At 39.8% G+C, this 25,294-nt stretch carries 23 protein-coding genes; 13 read left to right on the top strand and 10 right to left on the bottom strand.

The features are described 5' to 3' along the window. The first annotated feature begins 190 nt into the window (after positions 1–190). Positions 191–1,375: a nicotinate phosphoribosyltransferase gene (pncB, locus tag R2Q94_RS04320; RefSeq protein WP_316820210.1), complete on the top strand. Its 1,185-nt coding sequence runs from the start codon at positions 191–193 to the stop codon at positions 1,373–1,375. Between the two features lie 104 nt (positions 1,376–1,479). Here pncB and R2Q94_RS04325 read toward each other — a convergent pair whose 3' ends face one another. Next, on the bottom strand, positions 1,480–2,061 hold the full coding sequence (locus R2Q94_RS04325; RefSeq protein ID WP_316820211.1) for a PhnA domain-containing protein: 582 nt from the start codon (positions 2,059–2,061) through the stop codon (positions 1,480–1,482). 344 nt (positions 2,062–2,405) lie between these two features. Here R2Q94_RS04325 and R2Q94_RS04330 point away from each other — a divergent pair, with 344 nt between their 5' ends. Then, positions 2,406–3,290 (top strand): DMT family transporter, encoded by an 885-nt coding sequence (locus R2Q94_RS04330; protein WP_316820212.1) that lies wholly within the window; start codon positions 2,406–2,408, stop codon positions 3,288–3,290. Here R2Q94_RS04330 and R2Q94_RS04335 read toward each other — a convergent pair. Next, entirely contained in the window at positions 3,287–3,739 is a 453-nt protein-coding gene (locus tag R2Q94_RS04335) for an SRPBCC domain-containing protein (RefSeq protein ID WP_316820213.1), read from the bottom strand. The genes R2Q94_RS04330 and R2Q94_RS04335 overlap by 4 nt on opposite strands. A 139-nt stretch (positions 3,740–3,878) precedes the next feature. Between R2Q94_RS04335 and R2Q94_RS04340 the strand changes: the two genes are divergently transcribed. Continuing rightward, entirely contained in the window at positions 3,879–4,709 is an 831-nt protein-coding gene (locus R2Q94_RS04340; RefSeq protein WP_316820214.1) for a glycoside hydrolase family 16 protein, read from the top strand. Positions 4,710–4,733: 24 nt separating this feature from the next. On the opposite strand, the gene R2Q94_RS04345 is transcribed toward R2Q94_RS04340, so the two are convergent. After that, positions 4,734–5,498: an arylamine N-acetyltransferase family protein gene (locus R2Q94_RS04345; RefSeq protein ID WP_316820215.1), complete on the bottom strand. Its 765-nt coding sequence runs from the start codon at positions 5,496–5,498 to the stop codon at positions 4,734–4,736. Positions 5,499–5,574: 76 nt separating this feature from the next. Here R2Q94_RS04345 and R2Q94_RS04350 point away from each other — a divergent pair, with 76 nt between their 5' ends. Then, the gene (locus R2Q94_RS04350; protein ID WP_316820216.1) at positions 5,575–6,258 is read left to right on the top strand and encodes a DUF2461 domain-containing protein; all 684 of its coding nucleotides are present in this window, start codon (positions 5,575–5,577) and stop codon (positions 6,256–6,258) included. Here R2Q94_RS04350 and R2Q94_RS04355 read toward each other — a convergent pair. The 3 genes from R2Q94_RS04355 to R2Q94_RS04365 are packed head-to-tail and all read right to left on the bottom strand — an operon-like array spanning position 6,239 to position 8,853. Next, positions 6,239–6,631 carry a hypothetical protein gene (locus tag R2Q94_RS04355; protein ID WP_316820217.1) on the bottom strand — a complete coding sequence of 131 codons (393 nt, stop codon included), beginning with the start codon at positions 6,629–6,631 and terminating at the stop codon, positions 6,239–6,241. The genes R2Q94_RS04350 and R2Q94_RS04355 overlap by 20 nt on opposite strands. Before the next feature lie 22 nt (positions 6,632–6,653). Beyond that, positions 6,654–8,114 (bottom strand): MATE family efflux transporter, encoded by a 1,461-nt coding sequence (locus R2Q94_RS04360; protein WP_316820218.1) that lies wholly within the window; start codon positions 8,112–8,114, stop codon positions 6,654–6,656. Beyond that, entirely contained in the window at positions 8,023–8,853 is an 831-nt protein-coding gene (locus R2Q94_RS04365; RefSeq protein ID WP_316820219.1) for a siderophore-interacting protein, read from the bottom strand. Before R2Q94_RS04365 ends, R2Q94_RS04360 begins: the two co-directional genes overlap by 92 nt. A gap of 167 nt (positions 8,854–9,020) precedes the next feature. Between R2Q94_RS04365 and R2Q94_RS04370 the strand changes: the two genes are divergently transcribed. Together R2Q94_RS04370 and R2Q94_RS04375 are read left to right on the top strand one after the other, a co-directional pair. Then, positions 9,021–10,016 (top strand): AraC family transcriptional regulator, encoded by a 996-nt coding sequence (locus tag R2Q94_RS04370; protein ID WP_316820220.1) that lies wholly within the window; start codon positions 9,021–9,023, stop codon positions 10,014–10,016. 29 nt (positions 10,017–10,045) lie between these two features. Beyond that, positions 10,046–10,396, top strand: coding sequence for an MmcQ/YjbR family DNA-binding protein (locus R2Q94_RS04375; protein WP_316820221.1), 351 nt, complete (start codon positions 10,046–10,048; stop codon positions 10,394–10,396). On the opposite strand, the gene R2Q94_RS04380 is transcribed toward R2Q94_RS04375, so the two are convergent. Next, positions 10,391–11,413 carry a WYL domain-containing protein gene (locus tag R2Q94_RS04380; protein ID WP_316820222.1) on the bottom strand — a complete coding sequence of 341 codons (1,023 nt, stop codon included), beginning with the start codon at positions 11,411–11,413 and terminating at the stop codon, positions 10,391–10,393. The genes R2Q94_RS04375 and R2Q94_RS04380 overlap by 6 nt on opposite strands. Before the next feature lie 594 nt (positions 11,414–12,007). On the opposite strand from R2Q94_RS04380, the gene R2Q94_RS04385 reads away from it, so the two are divergent. From R2Q94_RS04385 to R2Q94_RS04415, 7 genes are all read left to right on the top strand, one after another. Then, positions 12,008–12,220: a hypothetical protein gene (locus R2Q94_RS04385; RefSeq protein ID WP_316820223.1), complete on the top strand. Its 213-nt coding sequence runs from the start codon at positions 12,008–12,010 to the stop codon at positions 12,218–12,220. A 116-nt stretch (positions 12,221–12,336) separates the two neighbouring features. Continuing rightward, positions 12,337–13,431: a slipin family protein gene (locus R2Q94_RS04390; protein WP_316820224.1), complete on the top strand. Its 1,095-nt coding sequence runs from the start codon at positions 12,337–12,339 to the stop codon at positions 13,429–13,431. A gap of 153 nt (positions 13,432–13,584) precedes the next feature. Next, positions 13,585–15,000, top strand: a complete 1,416-nt coding sequence (locus R2Q94_RS04395; protein WP_316820225.1) for an RtcB family protein — start codon at positions 13,585–13,587, stop codon at positions 14,998–15,000. Between the two features lie 260 nt (positions 15,001–15,260). Further along, entirely contained in the window at positions 15,261–15,824 is a 564-nt protein-coding gene (locus tag R2Q94_RS04400; RefSeq protein ID WP_316820226.1) for an RNA polymerase sigma-70 factor, read from the top strand. 67 nt (positions 15,825–15,891) lie between these two features. Continuing rightward, positions 15,892–17,031, top strand: a complete 1,140-nt coding sequence (locus R2Q94_RS04405; protein WP_316820227.1) for a FecR family protein — start codon at positions 15,892–15,894, stop codon at positions 17,029–17,031. Positions 17,032–17,273: 242 nt separating this feature from the next. Continuing rightward, positions 17,274–20,750, top strand: coding sequence for a TonB-dependent receptor (locus tag R2Q94_RS04410; RefSeq protein ID WP_316820228.1), 3,477 nt, complete (start codon positions 17,274–17,276; stop codon positions 20,748–20,750). Between the two features lie 29 nt (positions 20,751–20,779). Beyond that, a complete protein-coding gene (locus R2Q94_RS04415; protein ID WP_316820229.1) occupies positions 20,780–22,540 on the top strand; it encodes a RagB/SusD family nutrient uptake outer membrane protein in 1,761 nt (586 codons plus the stop codon). A gap of 120 nt (positions 22,541–22,660) precedes the next feature. Here the strand turns inward: R2Q94_RS04415 and R2Q94_RS04420 are convergent, their stop codons facing one another. The 3 genes from R2Q94_RS04420 to R2Q94_RS04430 all read right to left on the bottom strand — a co-directional run bounded on the left by R2Q94_RS04420 (position 22,661) and on the right by R2Q94_RS04430 (position 25,135). Next, positions 22,661–23,788 carry a glycoside hydrolase family 27 protein gene (locus R2Q94_RS04420; protein WP_410478518.1) on the bottom strand — a complete coding sequence of 376 codons (1,128 nt, stop codon included), beginning with the start codon at positions 23,786–23,788 and terminating at the stop codon, positions 22,661–22,663. A 206-nt stretch (positions 23,789–23,994) separates the two neighbouring features. Beyond that, complete coding sequence (locus tag R2Q94_RS04425; RefSeq protein ID WP_316820231.1) at positions 23,995–24,384, bottom strand: hypothetical protein; 390 nt, start codon at positions 24,382–24,384, stop codon at positions 23,995–23,997. Between the two features lie 256 nt (positions 24,385–24,640). Then, complete coding sequence (locus R2Q94_RS04430) at positions 24,641–25,135, bottom strand: SRPBCC domain-containing protein (RefSeq protein ID WP_316820232.1); 495 nt, start codon at positions 25,133–25,135, stop codon at positions 24,641–24,643. Positions 25,136–25,294: the final 159 nt, after the last annotated feature.

A 25,294-nucleotide genomic window follows, 5' to 3' on the forward strand; every position in this document is an offset into this window, starting at 1 on the left:
TTAGTTTATCGTATTGAAATTACATAATTTATCCATGTTTATGCTTCTTTTTGATTAAAATTTATAGGCTTAATGATTGCGCTGTTATGATTTACTGGTTTATCAAATAAACTGTTTCTGATGTATTGTCAGGTTTTATGAGTCAGAATTAAAATGAACATGGTATTTTTGAAAGAAATGTGAAAGACTTATGCAAATACAGCCAACTCCTGCACTGACCTCTATTCTTGATAATGATTTTTATAAGATCACGATGCAGCAAGGGGTGATACGCTTGTTTCCTTCAGCAAAGGCCAGATACAAATTCATCAATCGTGGGAAACACGTTTTTCCTGAAGGATTTGCAAAGGCATTAAGAATCGCAGTAGACCAGATGGCCTTACTCAAACTGACCAGGGAAGAGAAACATTTCCTCAAAGTGACCTGTCCTTACCTTGATCCGGTATACCTGGATTTTCTGGAAGGTTATCGCTATCAGCCGGAGGAGGTCCATATTGAGCAACACGGTGCTCAGTTGGAAGTACGGGTAGAAGGTTTATGGTATCGGACCATATTATGGGAAGTTCCTCTGATGTCCTTGATCTGTGAATTGTATTATGTACTGAATGGGGCACATAGAATCAGCAACGAAGAAGTGATGGAGCTGACGGCCAAAAAAATTGAGAAATATAAAGCCTTGGGCGTCACTGTTGCCGAATTTGGAACCAGAAGAAGGTATTCTTATCAGGTACACCGTTCGGTTTTACAGGCTTTAAATGAGCATGGCACCGGGTCATTTATTGGTACCAGTAATGTCCATATGGCGATGATGTATCAAACGAAGCCGATCGGTACGCATGCCCATGAATGGTTTATGTTTCATGCGGCGAGGTATGGCTTTAAAATGGCGAATGCCATGGGATTAGAGCATTGGGTGAATGTATATCGTGGAGATTTGGGAATTGCACTTTCTGATACCTACACTACAGAAGTGTTTTTTAGTCAATTTGATAAAATGTTTTCCAAGCTGTTTGATGGGGTTAGACATGATAGTGGAGATCCTGTATTATTTGCAGATAAAGTGATCAATCATTATCAGAAAATGGGAATTGATCCAAAATCGAAGACCATTATATTTTCTGATGGACTTAACTACGATAAAGTAGAAAGAATTGCAGCCCATTGTCAAGGGAAAATAGGGATGTCATTTGGCATAGGTACTAACTTAACCAATGACGCGGGGCCTGATCCGATGAATATTGTGATCAAAATGACAGAAGCACAACCTAAAGATGGAGAATGGACTGAAGTGGTGAAGTTATCTGATGAGCATGGGAAATATACAGGTACAGAACGGATGATCAATCTTGCTAAAACAATTCTCCAGATCGAATAAAAAGTACTGTCCTGAAATGGGGCCGGCAACCGGAAGAATCCAGCGCCAATAAGAAAGGGCAAGCATAAATGATCGCTTGCCCTTTCTTTTGTTCAGAGTAAAGACTACGCGCCTTGTTTTCTGGTGTATTTAGTGAGAATGACAATAACTTGCCCTTCGATTTTCCCTTCAATTTGATCTGTATTGTTTTCTACTAGTCGGATGTTTTTTACAACTGTACCCATTTTTGCGTTTAAAGTAGAGCCTTTTACATCTAAAGACTTTGTTAATACAATAGTATCTCCAGCCTGAAGTATGGCACCATTACAATCTTTATGTAATTCAACTGCGGAATCATTGTCGAGGTTGGCAGCTTTAGCCCATGCCAGGCGATCTTCATCCAGGTACATCATATCCAGGTAATCCATCGCCCAGCTTTCATTGCTGAGTCGGTTCAATAGACGCCATGAAACTACCTGTACGCCAGGTGTCTCAGACCACATGCTTCCACTTAAACATTGCCAGTGTTTGCTGTCCAGTTCTTCCTTTTTCTCAATTTGCGCCAAACATTTATTACAAATAAGGATACAGTTATCTGCAGTATTTGCTGTTTGAGGAGGTACTTCATATACGCTAAGTGTTTCTCCGGATTGGCATAGTTCACATTTGTTTTCGCTTCTACTCAGCAGTTGTTCTTCCAGTTTCATGGTCCTTATTTTAATGATTTTATTGTAATCGAGTCAAAGTGCGAAGATAATTATTTTAGATCGTATACTGACTTTCTTGATTCAAAGTTAATGCAGCGAAGAGGCGTATAGCGTTGGTTTGTATCTCAATTTTTAAGGTTTTTTAGAGTAGATGAGAAAAGAAGGGCAGATCTAGTTATTTACGAAAGACCAGCGTTATTTTGATGTCTGCAGATGAATAATACTGCGGAAGTTTAGGGCTTTCAAATATTCGTATTTTGTTTCCTGGAATATCTCTATATTTGCAGAAATTTCAAAAATCAATTTTGAAATGGCTGTAAAACAGTGCCTAAACAATAAAAAACATGAAAATTAAAGGGTATGCCCTGGCCGCCATTTCGGCGATTTCTTATGGATTGATTCCCTTATTCATTTTACCTGTTAAAGCAAGTCATTTTTCATTGGATACGACCTTGTTTTACCGGTTTTTTATTGCTTCGATATTTATTCTGGGCTACCTGATTTATAAGAAGGAGCGCCTAAGGGTAAGCCGCTCAGAATTTATGATTTTAGCCTTACTTGGACTTTTCTATGCATTATCTGCAGAGTTTCTGTTCCTGGGTTATGATTATCTTTCACCGGGCATCGCTTCCACCATACTGTTTGTGTATCCGGTTATTGTAGCCTTGATTATGACATTTTTCTTCAAAGAGAAAATTACTGGACTGACCATCTTATCCCTGATCATCACAATTGGCGGAATCGTAGCTTTAAGTGCAAAGGATGGAGTATTTGATATCAACCTGCCTGGTTTATTGATTACATTATTGAGCGCCACTTTTTATGCCCTTTACATGGTGGTGGTGAATAAAGCAAAGATTGCGGCCTCCGGATTTAAAATTACTTTTTACTCCCTGATATTTTCGGCGGTTTTTTACCTGGCGAAAACAATGATATTCAAAGAATCACTAGTGATTCCTAATGTGGAACTCTTTCTCAATTTTACTTCTTTTGCTTTTGTTACGACAGTACTTTCTATGTCTTCCCTGGTGTATGCAATTAAAACAATTGGCTCCACACCAACGTCCATCCTTGGTGCATTGGAACCTGTGATCGCAGTGGCAGTTAGTGTGGCACTATTTCATGAAAACCTGACCTTCAGTTTAATCCTTGGCATCGCCCTGATCTTAACCGGTGTCCTGATCAATATCATTTCAGAAAGGGTCAAAGAGAAAGTAGCAACAGCTTAAGCCGTTTCTTTCCCATTTGGTTCCCCCTTACCAGTAGTGATGAGGTTGTATAAACTCTCATTTATGTATTTCGACCAGGAGTCATGGCAAATTGGATAACATTCATAACCAGGTTCCAAACCCCAATGCGTAAACTTAATCTGCGTTTTATTATCTTTTATTGCAATCTCAAAACTAATCTTATTGCCTGTCCATTCGCTATGGTCTTTAGTGAAATTAAAATAGTTGTCGACCACCAGCCAGACCACCCGTTCTTTGGGTACAACTTCAACCAGCCTCATCGTGCAGCGGTGGATGTCCTTAAAGTGATATGTAAATTCATCGTTTAATCTTTCTGTTCCTCCTTCAATGACTTCCGACCACCATCCCCGAACGTTATTGATGGCATCGAATGCTTCAGCAGGTGTCTGATCTACTAATATAGTTGTGGTAAAATTGTGATGACTCATGGTTTTAATCATTTTAAAATTTGATATTTATTGCGCTGATCTAATTTACTGATCTTTATTGATCATTAATGGTGGGATTTGGGACATAGCATAGGGGGAATCAGGCCAGCGAATTTTTTTTGCCCTAAAAATGATGTTAATGAAGAATAAATACCTTTTAATGAGCTGTTGCTTAGTGGTTTTGTTGGCCTCTTGTAGCGTACTTCCTTATCGCAAAACAGAAAATTACATTTATCTACAGAAAGAAAGAGCAAACAATTCAGGTTGGAAACTGATTTGGAAAGATGAGTTTAATGGTTCCCTGATTGATACCAATAAATGGAGTAAAATCCCTAAAGGTGGAGCAGATTGGAACAAACACATGAGTAACGATCCAATCTGTTATGCACAGCAGGGTGGGAAGTTGTACCTGAAAGGGCTTAAGAACCCGGATACTTTAATCGATCCAAGACCATTTCTTACCGGTGGATTATACACTAAAGGTAAATTTGCCTATCAATATGGTAAAATTGAAATCCGTGCAAAACTGGAATGTGCACAAGGCGCATGGCCAGCCATGTGGATGCTGGCTGAGCAAAATAAGTACGGTAAGTATCCAAATAACGGGGAGATCGATATTATGGAACACCTGAACAGCGATTCGATCATTTATCAAACTACACATTCTCATTATACCCTCAATTTGAAGCAAAAGGATAATCCTCCGCATGGTGGAACAGCGAAAATAGACATCAGTAAATACAATACTTTTGGTATGGAGTGGTACCCTGATCGATTGGTATTTACCTTAAATGGAGTAGAAACCTTCCGTTATCCACGTGTAGCAGGACTAGACCCAAGTCAGTGGCCATATGATCAGCCTTTCTATGTCATGATTGATCAGCAATTGGGAGGCAGTTGGGTAGGAAAAGTAAAGCCAGAGCAATTACCTGTACAGATGATCGTGGACTGGGTTAAAGTTTATCAGTAAGCTGTAAATAGGTGCTTTATCACTCTAAATTTTAATATGAAAATACTGAAGTAATTTAGAATTGAATTCTTCAGGGTTAAAAATTAAAATTTCCTCATTTTCAGCCCGGCTGATTTTTACCTGTTGATCACTTAGCGTAATGCGTCCATCAAGGCTGACTATGGAGATCATCTTTTTCTGAGGGAAAGGAGAATACTTGCTGGTCTGGTGGTAATGGCACATTCCCTCAAATTCTGAAAAGCTCCTTTCTGTGGTTTTAAAGAGGTACTGTGGACTTAATTTACCCCCGATCAGCATACTGATTTTGAGATAGCCATCCTGATCGTCATCAAATTGAAATTGTCCAAATGGGTCATCAAAGAGAAAGCCCTTTTTAATTTCCAGAGGTGCTAATGAAAATTTCCCAAAACCTACGTCTACCAGGTATTGTCGCTGATCTATGGTAGCGATAATGGCTAAATGATCATATTCATTTCCGTAATCTCCATCCTTACTGTGCACTCTTCCTGAAATCATTTTAACATCAAAACCCAATGCTTTGAGCAGTAGATGAAACAAACCGTTCAATTCATAACAAAATCCACCTCTTTGATTTAACACTACTTTTTCAAAAATAAGCTCAGGCTCCAGCTTGATTTTCTTCCCATAATGAATGTCCAGATTTTCAAAGGGGACATGCAATAAATGAGCTTCCTGCAGATTAAATAGTGTATCTCTGTTGACCAGTAATGTTTTACTGAAATTAATTCTATCGAGGTATGCTTTGATGAAGTTTTCTGAATTCAACATCCCCAAACTTAAATATTTTGTGAACTTTACATGATAATAATGCTGATCTAAATGCTGAATTTACACAAGTATGAAAATGAAACCTCAAATACAACCATCTAACTTTGCTTTTTTAAATAAACTAATGGATCATAACGACCGGGATTGGTTTAATGCCCATAAAGCAGAGTTCTTACAGGAACAGGATCTGGTAGTAGGTTTTGCTGAGGCTTTATTACAAGATTTGAATACCCATGATGTGATTGAAACCCCTTCAGGATCCAAAAGCGTGTACCGAATTTATCGGGATACCCGTTTTTCTAAAGACAAAACTCCCTACAAAACGCATTGGAGTGGCAGCTTTAAACGTGCTGGTAAAAACCGTAGGGGCAGTTATTATTTTCACCTTGAACCTGGAAATAGCTTTATCGGTGGTGGCTTCTGGGGCCCAAATGCCGCTGATTTGAAATTAATCAGAGATGACTTGTCTTTTGATCCAAACCCATTAAGGAAAATATTAAACACGGAATCATTTATTTCAAGCTTTGGAAACTTAAAAGGAGAGCAGTTAAAAACGACACCTAAAGGTTTTGATGCGAACGATGAGGCCATAGACCTATTACGTTATAAGCAGTATCTGTTACTCCGTAGGTGCTCTGATGAAGAAGTTTTAAGTGCTGATTTTCTAAAAACAGTAGGGGAGACTTTTAAAAACATGCGCCCCTTTCTGGACTATATGACTGAAGTATTGACTACTGATATTAATGGTCTGAGCATTTAAAACTAATCTGATAATATTTCTTCCCATCATTGTAAGTGGTAATCCCATGGGCAGTTAGCTCTTCAGTTGCATTTAAATTTTTCTTTTCCGCCTGCAGGTTGAGATATTTTGCTTTTGTAGGCAGATAATAGGTAATCGTGGAGGTTTTCCCGGAATCTGTGTAATGGATGAACAGATATTCCTGCGCCTGCTTACTGTGGTATAAGGAGAGGAAGCCACCTTGTTTTTTCGGGCCACTATAGACTTCTGAAAATCCTTTTTTCTTTAACATTTGCGGATGAAGACTGCCCGAGCCCTTCCAGAAATCAAATATTTGAGGAGAGTTAAATGTTTGTGCCATCATTTTCTGAGGCACAAACGCTAAAATGCACATCACTAGAAAAGGTAAGAATTTTTTACAGCGGGCTTTGTTCATCAGGGCTAAAGGTACCAAATTGGCGGTTCAATTTTCCCATACTTTTTCTGATTGTAAATATGACCAGCAGGAAAATAAACCAGTCAATCATCGCGCTGGCCCAGTAAATACTACTTACACCATAATAGGCAGGCACAATGAGCATCACCGGGATGTAAAGGGCAAGCTGCCTTAAAATACTAATCATACTGGCGGGTTTGGCTTCTTTTATAGAGGGAAGCCAAACCATCGCCATAAAGATAAATGGAAGGCTGAGCAGCACACTCATATAGATGCGGAAATCGAACAATTGGGTTGCTGTAAAAACCTCATTCGGAATCATCACCGAAAGTACAGCGGAAGGATAAACCATCACCAAAATCCAAAATGGAGATAGAAGGGCAAGCCCGGTGAAGGAAAACAAGCGGTAAGATGTGTTCAATCTTTGGTATTGTCCGGCTCCATAATTCATTCCTGCTACAGGTTGTAAAGCCCTCATCATCCCCCAAAGTGGGGTGTTTAACAAGATGTAAAAACGATTAACGGCTGTATAAAAAGTAACATCGCCGGCTTTACCGTATTTGTTGAGTGCATTAAATACCACTACATTTTGGATCACGATCATCACCATCATGATAAAAGCAGGCATACCTAAGCTGAGCGTCTCTTTTATGATCGCTTTATCTGGTACCAACGACCAGAATCGTGTTTTAAAAGATGCCCGACCAGTGCCGTAGTACCAGATTCCTAAAAGCGTGTAGACGATCATTGCTGCGTTTGTAGCCCAGGCCGCTCCCGAAACGCGGTTTCCAAATGCTTCAATCAGGATCGGTTTTAGTGCCACATCTACAATTAAGCCAACGGCAATCATCCAGGCTGCGGTTTTCATTTTGCCTTCCGCACGAATCATCATGTTTAAAGCCAGTCCATGAATCCAGAAAAAACTGCCCAGAACGGTGACTTGAAAATATTCCGTTGCCAAAGTCGCAATCTCTCCACGTCCGCCCATCAGGTAGACCAGATGATCTGCATAAAAATAAGCAGGAATGGTCAGTAGGATAGAGGAGATTAAGGAGAGGTAGTTTACGGACCCTAAAGCCTGACTGAGTTTCCCGGTGTCATTGGCGCCAATCCAGATACTCAGGGCCGAACCGATTCCAGTGCCGATTAAACTACCCAATCCTTGGGCAAATTGTGCCAAAGGATAGGCGATACCCACTGCTGCCAATGCGGTTTTACTGATCATGTGCCCAACAAATATTCCATCCAGAAAATTGTTCAGTCCATAGAGGACCATTGCCAAAACAGCAGGCCAGGACATTTGCCACATCAGCCCGGCCAGGTTTCCCCGGAGTATCATTTGCTTTTGTTTATCCATGATCTGGAATAGATTCTTTTTCCTGATGTCTTTCTTTGCTCGACTGATCTTCTGCCACACCTGCTTTCCAATAGGAATAAGCATACAGTTCCTGCTGCTTCCAGTTTTGGTCTTTTCTAAGATAGGTTCTAATGGCTTTTACAGCAGAGAATTCAGCCGCGACATAGGCAAATCTGTCTCGTTCAGGCAACAATTGTTGCTTTACGATCTCTGGTAAATTGCTGGAAAGTTCAGGTTGGGAATTGTGCAGCCAAATGAAGTTAATGTCAGCTTTAGTGCTCAACACCTGCTCGTCACTTTGATCATGGACTTCAAGGATACAAGTGCCTTTTGCCCTGGCTGGGAGATCTGCTAATATTGCGCCCAAAACAGGAATTGCAGTGGCATCTCCAACCAGTAAGTAATGTGCGGCCTGAGGGTAAAGTTCAGCTTTTCCATCACGCATCAATACCCCTAAAGGATCGCCCACCTTAGCATTTATGGCCCAGGCGGAAGCTGGTCCTTCTTCACCATGTGCAACAAAGTCAATCCAGATCTCGTTCTTCTCCAAATCTATCCCTCTGTGGGTATAAGTGCGAATAGAGGGCCTCACTGATAGCTCCGGTTGTATCCATTCCATTTTTTCATGATCAAGTTCAGGAAAATGAATTTTGTTAATTCCGGTAGGGGGGATCATGATTTTGTTGTTGACTCCAATTGTCGTATTCTCAATCAGTTTAACGTCCTCGCCACTTAAATATACCCTCAAATAATGAGGTGTAATGTATGTTTTACGGGAAAGCTTTAGTTCAGCTCTGATGGTTTTAAATTCTTCTTTGCTCATTATAATTTTATACTGGTTTATCGTTTGATTAGGAATCTTGCCACTTGTGTAGATTCATTCTAAATAATAACTAACTTTGCGAAGGTATGCCTTTCCCTCGATTCCGAACCTACGTGTGATGGATTAAAAAAGCCGTTGAAAGGAGTAATTTAAACTATAAGAAATCTATGAGTATCAGTTTGTATGCATCAGACCTTTCCGAATTAATTGTAGAACGTGAGTATCCTCCGGTTTTCGATTCCCTGGATGGCGGGCCTCAGGAGCATTGTTTTCATATGGACAATGCAGTTGGAAAGGGTTTTTATAAAGAAACTTATTTTGATGGTGTACATATTGGGTATGGTGACCTTGCTTTAGCAAACAAGACATTGGTTCACTTTAAAACTGATTATGAAACGGTAGAAATGCATTTCACTTTAAGTGGAAAGACGGCCGCCAATTCAAAGACGCTGGAACAGGAGATTAGTTTTGAGACCCAGCAACATAATATCATTTATGTAAATGGAATGGATGGAAAAATGGAATGGTCCGATAAAGAATTACGCGTATTTGAAGTTAATTTAGCACCAGCTTTTTTTAGAAAATACTTACCGGAAGATTCTTTGTTCTTCAGTCAATTTAAAAAGGCAATGGATCAAGGTTATTCCAGTTTACTGCGCTCCAGTCATAACCTGATCAACCTTCAAATGCATCAGATCATCAGAGATATCATTTTTTGTGAGCGTAAAGGTGCTTTTAAAAAGATGTTTCTGGAGGCTAAGGTCATCGAATTGCTATTGCTACAATTGGAACAATTGAGCGAAAAGGAAAGTTTGTCTGGCAACCTGAAAAAAGCCGATATTGAAAAGATTTACGCTGTCCGGGAGTTTATCCTGGCCAATCTCAACACCGCCTGTTCCCTGATCGAACTTTCCCATAAAGTGGGTACCAATGAATTTATGCTCAAAAAAGGATTCAAAGAGCTCTTTGGAACAACCGTTTTTGGTTTTTGGAATGATGCTAAAATGGAGGAAGCGATGAAATTACTTCAAACACAAGGAATGAAAATTAATGAAGTTGCGGAAACCATTGGATATAAAAACCCGCAACATTTTTCAGCGGCCTTTAAACGGAAATTTGGCGTAATTCCTAGTAGTGTAATGGCTAAACACTTTTCTTCCTAATTTGCTTATTTCTTATATTTGTCCTGGCTATGAACATCGAAGAATTACGTGATTATTGCCTGCTGAAACCAGGCTCAGTTGAAGGCTTCCCTTTTGGGGAGGATATTTTAGTTTTCAAAATAGGAGAGAAAGTATTTTTACTCTGCAGTTTGTTAAATGCCAATCGTTTTAACGCTAAATGTGATCCTGAACGTGCTATCGAATGGAGGGAACAGTATGAAGAGGTAGTACCAGGTTATCATATGAATAAAAAGCATTGGAATACCATTTATATGGATGGTCGTTTAACGAGGCAACAATTACATGAGCTGATAGATCATTCCTACGACCTGGTTTTCAGGAGCCTGCCGAAGAAAAAACAGGAGGAAATCAACCTATAAGTCCTCCGTTTCGTATTGTCCCACTGATTGAATCAGTCTTTTTTTAATTCTGGAAGCAAGGTTTCGGGGGGCCATTACTTTCATACATTCCCCAAAGCCCAGAATTTCTCTTTCCAGCTCAAAGTTTAACACCACGTCAATTCTAAAAATCAGACCATCAGTATCTTCTTTTAATAGCTGTTGACTATGATGCAATGGCTTGGTGAGTATATAAGGTGCTGTTTTTTTATCTATTTTAAAAATAACTTTATGTGCCCGGTCCTTTTGGGATTTGGTTACTCCCAGCAGATCTTCAAAATAACGGTCAAAATCTATACCCTTATATTCCACATAGGGTTCATTCGGGAGTTCCTGAAATTCGATGATCCGATCGAGAGCGAGGGTGAGCAACTGTAATCCCTTCTTAGGCTTCACAATAACAAACCATCTGTTCCTATATTCTTTCAAAAGATAAGGGAAATAAATATTCTGACTGGCTTGCACGGCTTTAAAAGAGCGGTAAACAATCAGCAAAGATTTTTGCTGAAGAATGGCCTGATATAATGGATTGATGTATTCCAAACCCCGCAACTGCTGGTTACTTTCAAATTGAATATAGTTTTTACTGGGATTGGTAGACTTGTAAAGGTTGTTTTCCAGTTTGGTAATCATATCGCTCATCTCATCGAAATAATTAAAGCCATTGAACTGTTTGAGAACGCCAACAATTTCTTTCATTTTCTCTACATCAGTGGAATTGATCGGAATCTTCGTGATACTGTATGTTAAATCACTATAACTATAGAATTTTCTGTCTGAAACCACAATTGGTGCATTGTATCCCAATTTATCACTGCGCATCAATTGAATATCGGCCTGAATGGTTCTTTTGCTTACGCCAGAGGTAATTCCTTCATACTCGTAAAGTCTGGAAGCTACTTTTTCAATAATATCATCCAAAGTCCACTTTCTGAACCTGTTTTTCAGGCATTCATCAATGGTTTTATATCGAATTAAGGCAAGTTTATTTACAGACATGTCAGGGATAAAGGATGAAGAAGTCAAAAGCGACAGTATATAAAGATAGGAAATGAATTTTGCTGCGCAATACAATTGCGCAAATGAAATATAAAAACACTTAATATAATAGTTTTGTAAAATAATGCTATTGAATTCCAGTGTCTTATGAAATTTTTGTGATTTATTTTTTATTGCGCAAATCTGCTGCGTAGTATCTGGGCCATCTTTGTAATGTCAACAATAAGACAGGTTCTTTGAAAAATCTAAGGTACGAAAGTACATGAAGATATTCCCGGAAGGGAATGGCAGTCGAAAGGATAAACATCCACAGTTGAGAGTTTCTAATGGCTCCATAGTATTGCGCTGTTCAGCGGCAATATTCTGATGTTTAAAATGGCGGATTGTCCAATTTGTGGGTCGCAGGTTCGAATCCTGCTCCTGGTCAAACAGGATAGCTCAGGGGGTAGAGCAACAAACCAATTGCAGGTTCGAATCCTGCTTCCAGAGTATGGAATAGCAAAATGGTAATGCACCGGACTTCGGTCCTCAGAAAGTAGGAACACTTTTCAAATGTTCCATTCCAAAAAGCACCGGGAAAAGACATTCAGTTTTATGGAAATGACGCTCCATACCATTAAACAGTTTGAATTATGCTTTGCAGGTACAATGAAGAAAGGCAGATTTTGCTGCAGCTATCTGTTCTTAAAAGATCAAAATGTTCAAAACGCTTTAAGCGTTCATGAGCGCTCTAAAGAACAGGATAAATGCTTTAAAAAGAAACTGAGTATTGTTTGCCTCCGTATGAAACAGACGAATGTCTTTTGAAGGTGTTTTTATTAAAAAGAGAAAAAATGATGCCGGAAGGAGTGGCTCAATAAAGCAGATAGCGCTCCTTCCTTAAGTCAGGAATTAATTTATAGCAACCAACTAATAAAAAAAATATGAAAAGAGTATTGATCAATACCAACGCTGTAGGGTTGGTGTACAGGAAAGATGAATTTAAACGTGTATTGACTGCCGGCAACCATTGGTTGGGTTTTGGTGAGTCTGTGGTCAATTACGATATGGCAAAAACATTTATTGCTAGTACTGAACTGGAGGTTTTGTTATTGAACAAAGATTTCAAGGAATTGGTCACTATAGTTGAGGTGGCCGACAATGAATTGGTGTTGGTCTATCAAAGTAAGAATTTCAAACAAGTATTGACAGCAGGAAAATATGCGTTCTGGAAAGGCTTAAACAAATACTCATTTGTGACCGTCAATCTGAACCATTATGAAATTGCAGCTGATATCGACAAGAATACCTTAGAAAAGCCACAACTATCAGCTTACATCAGGGTTTTCAAAATAGAAAGCTATGAAAAAGGAATATTGATTGTTGATGGGAATTTTGAAAAGGTTATGGAACCAGGTAATTACATATTCTGGAAAAACAGAACTGTAATCCAGTTCTTAAAGACAGACATGCGTCAATTGAATATGGAAATCATTGGTCAGGAGATATTGACTAAAGATAAAGCACAATTGCGGATTAATTTCAGTATACAGTACAGGCTGACTGATCTGATCAAAGCGCTATTGGAAAATAAAGAGTTCGACAAGCAGTTGTATGTAAGCATTCAACTGGCTTTAAGGGAGGTTGTTGGCAAAATGACTTTCGATGAGCTCATGGAGAATAAACACCAGATTTCCAACAGTGTATTGAATAGCTGTGCAGGCAAAGCTGAAGGTTTAGGTGTGAAATTGGTAGACTGCGGGGTAAAAGATATCGTGTTGCCAGGAGATATCAAGGATATCATGAATCAGGTGCTGATTGCCGAAAAAAGGGCACAAGCTAATTTAATAACACGTAGAGAGGAGACTGCCTCTACCAGAAGTTTGTTAAATACAGCAAAGTTAATGGAAGACAATGCGATGCTCTACAAATTGAAAGAAATGGAATATGTAGAGAAAATTGCAGAAAAAATCAACACCATCAGCTTGTCTGGAAGCGGGCAGATCGTTGATCAGTTGAAACAAATATTTGTAAAATAGGTAGGGCCATGGCCTTACCTATAAAAGAAAAATAATGAAAACAAGAATACTTCATCAATTACAGGAAATAGTGCATGCTCTCGGAGGCTATCGATGGTCAAAAATTAGAAAACATCCTTATTGAAATGAGGAACGAACTTTATTGAAAAAACAATGACAACAAAAATAAACGGAAATGACTTGCTGGAAGTAGGTTATACACCAGGAAAAATATTAGGTATTGCTTTAGCAACTGCAGGGCATTTATCTGAATTATCATTACGAGAGGTAAAAGTGTTGCTTAAAAAAGTAAAAGATCATCCGGAAAATTTCTTAAATGATATCCTATGGAAAACTTTGGCTTCGGAAATTATGGAAGAAAAGAAAATTGATCCTGAAATCTCCTTAAAGGAAACCGCGCTGCCTTATACTTTATATGGAGCTGAGTATATTGAAGAGGGGGCAAGAAAACAAATGGACATTGCCATGCGCCTTCCTGTAACTGCTGCCGGTGCCCTGATGCCTGATGCCCATCAAGGTTATGGTCTGCCAATTGGTGGTGTTTTAGCGACGCGTAATGCGATTATTCCCTATGGTGTGGGTGTTGATATTGGTTGCAGAATGGCACTATCCATATTCGACATTTCATCAGCTTACTTTCATGAAAATGAAGCGAAATTTAAAAGGGAATTGATTGCACATACCAGGTTTGGTGCAGGCAATGGTTTTCATGGACAATACAAAACTGACCATGAGGTCTTAAGCAGGGAAGAATTTAACCTAACGCCTTTTATCAAGAAACTCCATGATAAGGCTTACTCACAATTGGGAAGCTCGGGTGGGGGAAACCATTTTGCAGAATGGGGGATCATTGAGTTTGAAAAAAGGGATGAGGTGCTGGATATTGAAAAAGGGAGTTATCTGGCTTTGTTAACGCATTCCGGATCACGTGGATTGGGTGCAACGCTAGCCGGTCATTACACCAGGCTTGCTAAAGAAAACTGTAAATTACCTGCCGAAGCAGCAAATCTGGCTTATCTGGACCTGAACTCCGAACCTGGTCAGGAATATTGGTTAGCGATGAATCTGGCCGGCGACTATGCCTCCGCTTGTCATGAAGTCATCCATAATAAACTGACTAAGGCAGTGGGTGCTGAGGTATTGGCAAAGGTGGAAAATCACCATAATTTTGCCTGGAGGGAAACCTGGAATGGCGAGGAAGTGATCGTTCATAGAAAAGGGGCTACACCCGCAGGAAAAGATGTGATGGGAATTATTCCTGGCTCAATGACAGCTCCAGGCTTCCTCGTCAGAGGTAAGGGACTTACAAATGCGATTAACTCAGCTTCGCACGGTGCAGGTAGACAAATGAGTCGTTCGAAGGCCATCAAGAGTATCACTAAAGATGAAATGAAGCGGGTATTGAAAGCGCATCATGTCACTTTAATCGGTGCAGGTTTAGATGAGGCTCCAATGGCTTACAAAGACATTAATCTGGTAATGGAAGCTCAAAAAGAACTGATTGATGTTGTTGCTAAATTCACACCTAAAATGGTAAGAATGGCCGATGATGGTAGTCGGGAAGATTAATGTTGCTGAGCAGCTGATCATGATAAGCCAGGTTGAGGTAACCCGATCTGGGAACTTTGATGCTGAAAAATAAAAAATTCTTAAAACCCCCTTAAATTGCGCAATCGTTTGATATCTGTTTTTCAAACGATTGCGCAACCTTTTTTAACATACCTCGATTCTTTTTACCTGATTATTTTATTACAATTGTGAGGGACATAGATAAAGACAGGGCAGTACTACATAGCCAGGTGCTTTAGAACTTAAGAATGGGGAGTATCATGAATAGGTATCACAGTTTTACTGATCCGGAATTAACTGATTTACTGGAGAATGGCAACCATGCTGCCTTTACAGAGATCTATAACAGATACTGGAAAAAACTCTTTATTGTCGCTGCACAGAAAATTAAAGACCTGGAAGAGGCAGAAGAAATTGTGCAACATATTTTTGTTTCCCTTTGGAACAGAAGAACAAGTCTTAAAATTACCTCCAGTTTATCGGCCTATCTTGCGGTCTCCGTAAAATACAGAGTCATTAAAGCGCTGGATAAGCAGTACCATCAGCAAAAATATACAGATAGCCTGGGCATGAAGGGAATTGCTGATGACTCCACTCAGGAATGGCTCGACTTCTCCGAGCTAAAGGATCGGTTAGAAAAATTGGTAGGTTCCCTGCCAGAAAAATGTCAGCTCGTATATCGCATGAGTAAGGAACAAGGTCTTTCTCAAAAACAAATTGCTGAAGAACTGGTAATTTCTGAAAAAACGGTAGAAGCACATTTATCTAAAGCAATGAAAACTTTGCGCGCAGGGCTAAATCAATTTATGCTAATGCTTTTGTAATTTTTTTTTCATCTGACTAAGGGATTTGCCTTTCAGAGGAGACTTCTAAGATATAGCCCTATCATAGATGTACGATTCTAGAGAAAATAAACGATATCAGGAACTAGCTGCTAAATGGCTGAGTAGATCAATTTCAGAAGACGAAGCTATTGAATTTGCCAACTGGTACAATCGTGACCAGGATCAGGAACTGGAAGTTCCGGAACACTTTGCTATAAGCGAAGAAAGCCATAAAAAAAGAATGTTTAAAAACATTCAACAGCAGATACAACCATCTCCATCTAGACCTATTCTGATTCGTTACCGTTGGGCGATCGCGGCCATACTGTTTATTAGTGTTTCAATTGGCCTCTTATTTTATCCCATTTTGGAAAGTCAGGAACCGGCTCAGAATTTCACGAAAAACGACGTCTCAGCTGGGACCAATAAAGCTTTTTTAACCCTTTCGGACGGGACTAAACTCTCCCTTACAGATCAAAAAGCAGGGAAATTAGTCGAACAGGCAGGTGTCAGAATTTCTAAAGGCAAAGATGCTCAGGTGATTTACACCCAGATGCCTGGCACAAGCAATAAATTAGAATACCATACCATCAGTACACCCAGAGCCGGACAATATCAGCTGAATCTTCCGGACGGCACAAAGGTATGGATCAATGCAGCCACTGTTATCAGATTTCCAACTAGTTTCTCCAAGAGCAAAGAACGTAGGGTAGAACTGATTGGTGAGGCCTATTTTGAAGTCGCCAAAGATGCCATAAAACCATTTATTGTGAAATCTGCCGGGCAGGAAATCAAGGTGTTTGGTACTCATTTTAACATCAGCAGTTATCCTGAAGATCAAAGTATATATAGCACTTTATTGGAAGGTAGTATCAGTGTAAACGGGTACCTGCTTAAGCCTAATCAACAATCAATTAATAATGGAAAAAAGATAACTATTGTTCCTGCCAACATCGAAAACGTAATGGCCTGGAAAATGGGATACTTCAGATTTGATGATGCATCCCTAGAGGATATTATGAAGAAAATCGCCAGATGGTACGATGTAGAAGTGGAATTTCAGGATACTGAACTAAAAACCCTGGAGTTTGGCGGTATCGTGAGCAGGTCGGAAAAATTATCCAAGGTACTCCGTATGCTGGAATTGAGCACCTCCATGAACTTTAAGCTGGAAGACAACAAAATTATAATCATGCGTAAAAAGTAAAAATCAAACCTTATAAATCAAATATCGCTAACCAAAAACCAAACCAAATGAACAGTATTTACAAAGATCCCTAAGGCCAAAGCGCTGTTCGATTTACAGGCGATAAAGCCAGGAGCGTTGGACCGCCCCTGACCTTGTTCTGTGATCGTTGAAAACAATTGATTTAACTATTTTCTTAAATCCTTCTCTGATTGCCCGAAACCTTAGAAAGCAGTGGCATTCAGATGATAAAGAACAACCAAATGTATAAAAATTACACTAAAAGTCTTGGTGTGCCTTTCGGTTACGCCCTTAAATTTCTGGTGAGTATAAAGTTAATCCTGTTTTTTTTAATCCTAACCGCCTTACAGGTGAATGCAACAGGTTTTGCTCAGAAAGTAACTTACTCCAAAAAAAATGCAACACTTAAACAAGTGTTCAATGAGATCAATAAGCAGACAGGATATAGTATCATCTGGTCTGCAAAAAAAGTGAAAAACACGAATACCGTAGATGCTAATTTTAACAATGCTTCTTTGGAAACGGTACTGGATGTCTGTCTGAAAGACCTGCCCTTATCCTATGTGATCGAAGATAAAATTGTGGTCATTAAAGGAAAGGAATCAATTATTTCTCAAAAGTTAGAACAACTTCTGCGTTTTATGGAGGTGCGGGGGAAAGTACTGGATGAAGATGGTACAGGTCTTCCAGGTGCATCTGTCAAAGTAAAAGGAGCGAATAAAGGTGCCGTAACTGATGCTAATGGTTCCTTTGTGCTGACTGATGTGGCTGAAAACGCAACACTCGAGGTTTCTTTTATCGGGTACATTCCGCAGGAAATAAAGGCTTCTGCTCAAAATATGGTCATCAGATTACAGGTAAAACCAAATGAGTTGAATGACGTAGTCGTTGTGGCTTATGGCAGTCAAAAGAAAACACGACTTACCGGAGCTATAGCCCAGGTTTCAGGGAAAGATCTGACTGACCGGCCGGTTACCCGGGTAACTCAGGCTTTACAAGGACAGGTAGCCAACTTAAATATTAGTATCGGTGGCAGTGGAGGATCTCCAAATGCAACCCAGAATTTAAACATTCGTGGCTATACAGGTCTGGGCACCTCGGCTTCTCCCTTGATTGTAATTGATGGAATTCAGGGTGGCGATATCAATAGCCTTAATCCTGATGACGTGGAAAGTATTTCTGTTTTGAAAGATGCCGCATCAGCCGCAATCTACGGATCAAGTGCTCCCTTTGGCGTGATCCTGATTAAAACCAAACAAGGTAGCAGAGGTAAGGCACCAAGTATTACTTATAACAATAACATTTCCATGAACACCATCTTCAATTTGCCTACCATGGTGAATTCACTGGATTTTGCAAATATTTATAATGAAGCTTTTGTCAATGCGGGACGTTCCCCTTTTTATTCGGAAGCGACGATCCAGCGGATTAAAGATTACCAGGCAGGAACATTAACTACGGAAACGATTAAAGATCCAAATCCAGCTAATAATAGCTATCTATCCTGGAATGCAGCCAATTCCAATAATGATTGGTTTAAAATTTATTATAAAGACCGTTCTTACAGTCAGCAGCACAATTTAAGCGTGAATGGGGGCTCTGAATCATCCAGCTATTTTGTAGGTGCAGGATATAACGATAGAAATGGAATGTATAATTATGGAAATGACCAATATAAACGCTATAACCTCAGAACCAACTTAAGTTCAGATGTGACCAAATGGTTGACTTTCAGTTTCAGAGGAAGTTTCTCCAGAGAGTTATTTAATACTCCTAATCTGTACGCCGGACAAACTGGTGGAGGGGACAGAGCTTATATGCACCAGATCGCCCGTAAGTTTCCTACCGTTCAATTGTATAATCCTGATGGACGTATTTCTTCAGAAAGCAATGTTCAGTTGCAAAAAGAAGGTGGCAGAGAAATGACAACCAGAGATAAAGGCCTTTTAACCGGTGAATTGAATTTTAAACTGGCAAAAGGATGGACAGCAACTGCGAATTATACTTTTGATGCCACCTATTTTGATCGTTCCACTCACCTGAAAACGTTATTCACCTATTTGCCGGATGGTTCACAAGCGGCAATAGGAGGGACAACTCCAAATGCTTTCTCAAGATATAACGAGCGGGTACAGCATGAGGTAGTCAATGTATTTACCACTTATGAAAAGCAATTGGATGATCACTATTTCAGTGTATTGGGTGGTTTTGTAAGTGATTATAATGGTTTTCAATCTTATGGTGCCAGCAACAATAATTTGTACTCTGATAACATTCCTTCTCTTTCCACTTCCTATGGAACCACGCCATCTATTTCTGATGGGGTAAGAAAGCTGGCGTCAGAGGGTGTTTTTGGAAGATTCAATTACAATTACAAAGAGAAATACCTATTGGAAGTTAGTGCCCGTTACGATGGAACTTCGCGCTTTTTATCTGATGTCAGGTGGAAAGCTTATCCGGGAGTTTCCGCAGGATGGAATGTAGATAAAGAGTCCTTTTTTCAGCCTGTAAAGAAATATGTGGATGGTTTAAAATTTAGAGCTTCCTATGGACAGTTAGGAGACCAGTTGTTTTTAGAAAATGATTATTATCCTTTCTATCCGGCATTAGGAACATCTAGTCCAACCAGTACTTCATGGTTGTTTGGTGGCGCCCGACAAGCATCAGTGCGTTTACCTGGCCTGGTAGACCCGACATTAACCTGGGTGAGTACTACTACTTACAATTTAGGTACGGATGTGGCCATGTTTGGAAACAGGTTGAACGCTTCGTTCGACTGGTATATCCGTAAAGCAAATGACGTAATGGGGCCTGCAGCAGCATTACCAGCTATTTTAGGTACAGATGCTCCAAGAATTAACAACTCTGCAATTGAAACCAGAGGATGGGAATTGACATTAGGCTGGAGAGATCAGGTGGGGAACGTAAAATATGGGGTAAAAGGAGTATTAAGTGATTATAAAGCTAAAGTAGTTCGATATCCCAACCCAACCGGCGACCTGGGAAATTGGTATACCGGACAACAAATGGGGGAGATCTGGGGTTACCAGACTGCAGGTTTTTTCAAAACAGCAGAAGAAGTTGCAGCAGCACCATCACAATCGAAAATTGATGGCAATCAATGGACACCTGGCGACATTCGCTATGTAGACCTGAATGGTGATGGAATAATAGATGCGGGTACAAATACGCTTAAAAATCCTGGCGACCGTAAAATTATTGGAAACAGTACGCCTCGATATAGTTATGGTTTAAATGTAGACGCCAATTGGAAAGGTTTTGATGCCATGATTTTTATTCAGGGTGTTGGTAAACGTGATGCCGCAATTGGAGGAAATTATTTTTGGGGTATTGTTGGTGATGAATGGCAGAGCTCTTTATTTACCCCTAACCTGGACCGATGGACGGTAGATAACCCTAATGGATATTACCCTAAGTACTATATGAGTGGGCAGAATAATAAAAATACGCAAACGCAGACCAAATATCTTCAAAATGCTGCCTATATGAGGATTAAGAATGTTCAGTTGGGTTATACTATCCAGAAGCCACTTTTGGATCGTCTGAGCATTAGTAAGTTGAGGTTTTATCTGAGCATAGAAAACCTGGCCACTTTTACCAAATTCAATAAATCTCTGGACCCTGAGCTGACCTTAAATGAAGGAAAGGTATACCCCTTACAACGCAGTTATTCTGCAGGACTAAGTGTGACATTTTAATTCTATCTGCAATTATAAAAAATACGATTATGCGAAATAAATTATACCTGTTGATCCTTATAGGCCTGACGTCATTGGCCGCCTGTAAGAAGGACTTTCTGAATCAAACCCCGGAAACAAGTATCAGTGAAGCTGAATTTTGGAAAACGACCAACGACCTGCAATTATATGTCAACAACTTTTATACTACTTTTCCTTCCACCATCGGTGAATTTGGAACGATAGGCCCTTATGGTCTGGATGCAGATCAGGGAAGTGATAATATGATCAACATGGGAGTGAATGGGACCCTTAATGGAACAAGAGTGGTTCCAGGTGTAGGCGGTGGCTGGGGTACTGGCGATTGGAGTATGTTGAGGAATATCAACTACTTTATGGCCAATTACAATAAAGTGAACGCTTCCTGGGATAATCAAAAGCCATTTGTTGGAGAAGCATTATTCTTCAGAGCCTGGTTTTATTTTAACAAGTTGAGGCAGTTCGGGAACTTACCCTGGGTAAATAGCCCAATGAATCCAGTTTTGGATCAATTGAAGGGGCCACGTTTATCCAGGGGGATCATTGTAGATTCGATCATGAACGATTTGGATAAAGCGGTGAGTTATCTGCCTACCAAGACTAAAGCTTCCTCTTCCAGAGTCAATAAACAGATTGCACAGTTGTTACAAGCGAGAATTGCACTATTTGAGGGAACATGGGAGAAATATCATGCCAATACTCCTTTTGGGGTAGCAGGGGCGGATGGTTCTAAATTCCTTAAAAAAGCAGAATTGGTGAGTGCTGATCTGATCAATAATCCGGATGGAAATGGACTTGCAGCTACTCCTGGAGCGGATGGCTACTGGAGGTTGTTTAACCAGACCAATTACAATGGAAATCCTGAAGTGATGCTCTGGAGACAGTACGATTTGAACCAAAATGGGGGTCATTACTGGCATCGTTATACCAATTCAGGCGCTGGCAGAGGAATCACCAAAAATCTGATCGATTATTATTTATGTAAAGATGGGAATCCAATTACCGGAAATTCATTGTACCAGGGTGATGCCACTTTGTTGAACGTGGTTAAAAACAGAGATCCAAGGATGGCACAGACACTTTACGTAAATGATGGGAATCACATTGTGACCAATAACAGACCCGGCGGTCTTGCGTCGGCAATTTTCGAAACGCCTACTTTCCCGGCTCCAAATGAGCAGAAACCAGCTACCGGATATCAGGTTTATAAAGGGCATAATCCGGATTATAACCAACAACTGGACAGAGGAACAACAGGTTATATCATTTTCAGATTTGCAGAAGCATTGTTGATTTATGCAGAAGCGAAAGCAGAACTAGGGACTTTTAATCAGGCAGATGCTGATTTATCCATCAACAAATTAAGAAGCCGGGTAGGGATGCCAGGACTAAATGTGGGAGGAATTATGAATGATCCTAAATGGGAATTCCCAACACTCAGTCCCCTGATCAATGAAGTGCGCAGAGAAAGAAGGGTGGAGATGGCCTGCGAAGGATACCGTAGAGATGATATATATCGTTGGGCTGCCGCAGATGAATTATTGGTAGGTTGGAAACCAAAAGGGGCAAAGCTGAGTCAGTGGACCGGAATAGTTCCGGCGGAAAGCCTGGCTACTTATCCTGTAGATGCAAATGGTTATATAGAGTTGTTTAAGAACATTCCAGCCATGGGTGCCGGATATCAATTTAGAGTGGATAGGGATTATCTATCTCCACTTCCAATTGATCAGATGACCCTGAATCCTGAAATTAAACAAAACCCGGGATGGTAATTCAAGAGTTATTAAATTAGCATAAGCTGATAATATCAAAAAAGAAGGGCAGGATCAATAATGATCCCGCCCTTCTTTTTTACTGTTTATGGACATCCCGGAATGCCGCCAAATTGATTTTTATCTGGCAGATTGAAAAACATTAAAAGGGATAGATTTTCCCTTTAATTTTAAAGTAACCACGCCATGCGCTGGAACGTCAAAACTCAATTTTTTTGATTTTGTCTGCGGTAGGTCCTGGTGCTTCCATAAATCACGAATCTGATAAGGTTTTGAGGCATCGACTCCCACACTGTCTGGTTCAAAATCAATGCTTGCAGCTTGTTTTGATCTGTTGAACAAGGTCACTGCAACTGTTCCACTCATGGTAGAAATCAATGGTTTTGCCCAGACTTCCAGTTCCCCTGTCTTTTTCAATCGGCGGGATTGATAACCCAGAGGATCCTGATTAAGTGCTATGATCTCCTTATTGGTCACCAGTTTCAATGTTTCTTTAGACATTGTCCTTAGATCATTCCCCAACAATAATGGAGAATTCAGGATGCACCACATGGTGAAATGGGATTTATCTTCTTCAGCGCTCATCCCACGTCCCACCTGTAACATATCCATATCATTGACATGCCCTGGCGAGCTGTACTTCCATAAATCGACATTTTTGTCGATGATGTGCAGAATGGATTCAAACTGATTGTTAATGTCTCCTGAGATGCGCCAGGAATCGGCAATATTCACTGCCCAGATTCCAGGAAACTGCCAGCGGCAGATGTTAAAAATCACTTCAGGTTTTATACTTTTTATCTGATTTGCAATTTGAGTATAGCGTACTTCTTCATTTAAGTTGAGCTTTTCTCCACCACACCAGTCTATTTTGATAAAATCATAGCCCCAGGTATTGAGCATCAGATTTAAGTCCTGTGCATCATGGCCGTATAGTCCTGAGCCTACTCCCACTGTATCCTTATCCCAGATAGAGGCACAGGTGTTTATTCCAGCCTCTGCATATATTCCAGCTTTCAAGCCTTTTTTGTGAATATAGTCGGCCACAGCTTTCATGCCATTAGGGAAACGTGTTGGATGTACCAATAGTTCTCCTTTGTCATTCCTGCCCCCGAAGAAGCCATCATCAATATTTACAAATTGGTAACCCGCCTCTTTAAGTCCTGTTGAAATCATGAAATCGGCCTGGGCCTTAATCACCTGTTCATCAATAGCTACCCGGAAATTGTTCCAGCTAGACCAGCCCATGATTGGGGCTTTTGGCTTGTGGGTTGGGCTCTGTGCTGTAAGTGTGTTACTGAAGCAGGAAAAAAAGAAAAAGGAGGAAAAAAGAAGTGTTAAAGGTTTGGTTTGCATTATAGCTAAAAGTTTAGTCTGCTAATATAAAAATTAAAGGGCATCCTCTTTTTACAGAGGACACCCTTTTTCGTATTTATTTAGAGTATTTAGTGGTATTAAAAAGTATAGCTTGCCTGAGCAGTTAAGATTGTACCGGTTGATTTTCCATCCGCTTTCTTAACACCATCCACCCAGATTTCTACAACAAGGTTAGAGGAGGCATCTTTCCCAAGACCATTGGCACCAAAATTAACCACAAGTGCTTTGGAGTCGATTGTGTATTCGGTACTTGTCCAGGTTTGTCCGGTTAAACTGGTAAAAGTTTCAGTTTTTCCATCTCCAGCCGTATAAACTGCAGTATTGATTTCACTTCCTGCGCTGGCAATTGCTTTAAACACAACTTTGTGCGAGCCAGAAGGTGAATTGTCTTTGTCTTTTGAGCAAGATACTAGTAACATGATACCCAATACGAGGGAGAGAGAGAGGATTTTCGTGATTCTTTTCATTGTTTGTTGTTTATTGATGATTAAAATAAATGCTTAAGCAGAGCCCAAATACAAACTCTATACCATTATTGCTTAATAGGATATTTGAAGCAATAAATTTTTGCATTTTTATTTAATTTTTCTTAATAAACGGAATATTTAACTTGTGTTCAATAAGCAGGAAATAAAACATCCTCATGATTGTAAAAATCATGGAATTTAGAAGTTACTTCCTTGTCTAAATTATAATACAGGAATTATCGTCGCAAAAAGAAATCTAATTATTAATCATTGGTGGCAGTTTTTCGTCTTTGTTTCTCAGGTCTAATCCGCCTTCATAAATGGATTTTAGATTCACTAAATAAAATGCCCAGCCACTTGCGCAACCCAATCTGATGTAATGCTTTGATTGATCATCTGTAGGAATGTTATGCTGTCTTAATTCTACTTTGGTGTAACCGGCTTCTTCACTGAGTTTCAGGTCTACGAGACATTCCCCCTCAAAACTGAACTGCAGAAAGTCTTTACCATTTGCCTTTTTAATCTCACCGGGCATTACTTCATCATATAGGTGCCAAAGCCAGGTGTACGATGTACCAGCAGTAGCATGCTCATTGCGGTCAATCAGTTGATCTGTGTCGTCTTTAAAAACCACTTGTTTGAGAAACCATTTTTCTAATTCTTCAGCTTGCGTCCAGGCATTATAGATGTCTTGTATCGGTGCCTTTATGGCAATAGTTTTGGTAAATGAGGTCCAGTCAAAATTCTTCATAATTGAGTAAATAGAGTTAAACTAAGCAAATGGGCTGATTGAATGTCATCAGTTATTTAACTCTAATTTAAGCGATTTCTTTTAAAAAATAAAAGCTGCTCCATTGCTAAGTGTTTAATTTTTAGGGGCGCTTTTTAGCGCTGTCAATTTGTATCTTTA

Source organism: Pedobacter gandavensis (assembly GCF_032678465.1).
Taxonomy (GTDB): Bacteria; Bacteroidota; Bacteroidia; order Sphingobacteriales; family Sphingobacteriaceae; genus Pedobacter; species Pedobacter gandavensis_B.

What these genes read in the sequence shown, in the direction of transcription:
- pncB (WP_316820210.1), top strand. Translation starts at nt 191, where the DNA reads ATGCAAATACAGCCAACTCCTGCACTGACCTCTATTCTTGATAATGAT.
- R2Q94_RS04325 (WP_316820211.1), bottom strand. Translation starts at nt 2,061, where the DNA reads ATGAAACTGGAAGAACAACTGCTGAGTAGAAGCGAAAACAAATGTGAA.
- R2Q94_RS04330 (WP_316820212.1), top strand. Translation starts at nt 2,406, where the DNA reads ATGAAAATTAAAGGGTATGCCCTGGCCGCCATTTCGGCGATTTCTTAT.
- R2Q94_RS04335 (WP_316820213.1), bottom strand. Translation starts at nt 3,739, where the DNA reads ATGAGTCATCACAATTTTACCACAACTATATTAGTAGATCAGACACCT.
- R2Q94_RS04340 (WP_316820214.1), top strand. Translation starts at nt 3,879, where the DNA reads ATGAAGAATAAATACCTTTTAATGAGCTGTTGCTTAGTGGTTTTGTTG.
- R2Q94_RS04345 (WP_316820215.1), bottom strand. Translation starts at nt 5,498, where the DNA reads ATGTTGAATTCAGAAAACTTCATCAAAGCATACCTCGATAGAATTAAT.
- R2Q94_RS04350 (WP_316820216.1), top strand. Translation starts at nt 5,575, where the DNA reads ATGAAACCTCAAATACAACCATCTAACTTTGCTTTTTTAAATAAACTA.
- R2Q94_RS04355 (WP_316820217.1), bottom strand. Translation starts at nt 6,631, where the DNA reads ATGTGCATTTTAGCGTTTGTGCCTCAGAAAATGATGGCACAAACATTT.
- R2Q94_RS04360 (WP_316820218.1), bottom strand. Translation starts at nt 8,114, where the DNA reads ATGCTTATTCCTATTGGAAAGCAGGTGTGGCAGAAGATCAGTCGAGCA.
- R2Q94_RS04365 (WP_316820219.1), bottom strand. Translation starts at nt 8,853, where the DNA reads ATGAGCAAAGAAGAATTTAAAACCATCAGAGCTGAACTAAAGCTTTCC.
- R2Q94_RS04370 (WP_316820220.1), top strand. Translation starts at nt 9,021, where the DNA reads ATGAGTATCAGTTTGTATGCATCAGACCTTTCCGAATTAATTGTAGAA.
- R2Q94_RS04375 (WP_316820221.1), top strand. Translation starts at nt 10,046, where the DNA reads ATGAACATCGAAGAATTACGTGATTATTGCCTGCTGAAACCAGGCTCA.
- R2Q94_RS04380 (WP_316820222.1), bottom strand. Translation starts at nt 11,413, where the DNA reads ATGTCTGTAAATAAACTTGCCTTAATTCGATATAAAACCATTGATGAA.
- R2Q94_RS04385 (WP_316820223.1), top strand. Translation starts at nt 12,008, where the DNA reads ATGGAAATGACGCTCCATACCATTAAACAGTTTGAATTATGCTTTGCA.
- R2Q94_RS04390 (WP_316820224.1), top strand. Translation starts at nt 12,337, where the DNA reads ATGAAAAGAGTATTGATCAATACCAACGCTGTAGGGTTGGTGTACAGG.
- R2Q94_RS04395 (WP_316820225.1), top strand. Translation starts at nt 13,585, where the DNA reads ATGACAACAAAAATAAACGGAAATGACTTGCTGGAAGTAGGTTATACA.
- R2Q94_RS04400 (WP_316820226.1), top strand. Translation starts at nt 15,261, where the DNA reads ATGAATAGGTATCACAGTTTTACTGATCCGGAATTAACTGATTTACTG.
- R2Q94_RS04405 (WP_316820227.1), top strand. Translation starts at nt 15,892, where the DNA reads ATGTACGATTCTAGAGAAAATAAACGATATCAGGAACTAGCTGCTAAA.
- R2Q94_RS04410 (WP_316820228.1), top strand. Translation starts at nt 17,274, where the DNA reads ATGTATAAAAATTACACTAAAAGTCTTGGTGTGCCTTTCGGTTACGCC.
- R2Q94_RS04415 (WP_316820229.1), top strand. Translation starts at nt 20,780, where the DNA reads ATGCGAAATAAATTATACCTGTTGATCCTTATAGGCCTGACGTCATTG.
- R2Q94_RS04420 (WP_410478518.1), bottom strand. Translation starts at nt 23,788, where the DNA reads ATGGGCTGGTCTAGCTGGAACAATTTCCGGGTAGCTATTGATGAACAG.
- R2Q94_RS04425 (WP_316820231.1), bottom strand. Translation starts at nt 24,384, where the DNA reads ATGAAAAGAATCACGAAAATCCTCTCTCTCTCCCTCGTATTGGGTATC.
- R2Q94_RS04430 (WP_316820232.1), bottom strand. Translation starts at nt 25,135, where the DNA reads ATGAAGAATTTTGACTGGACCTCATTTACCAAAACTATTGCCATAAAG.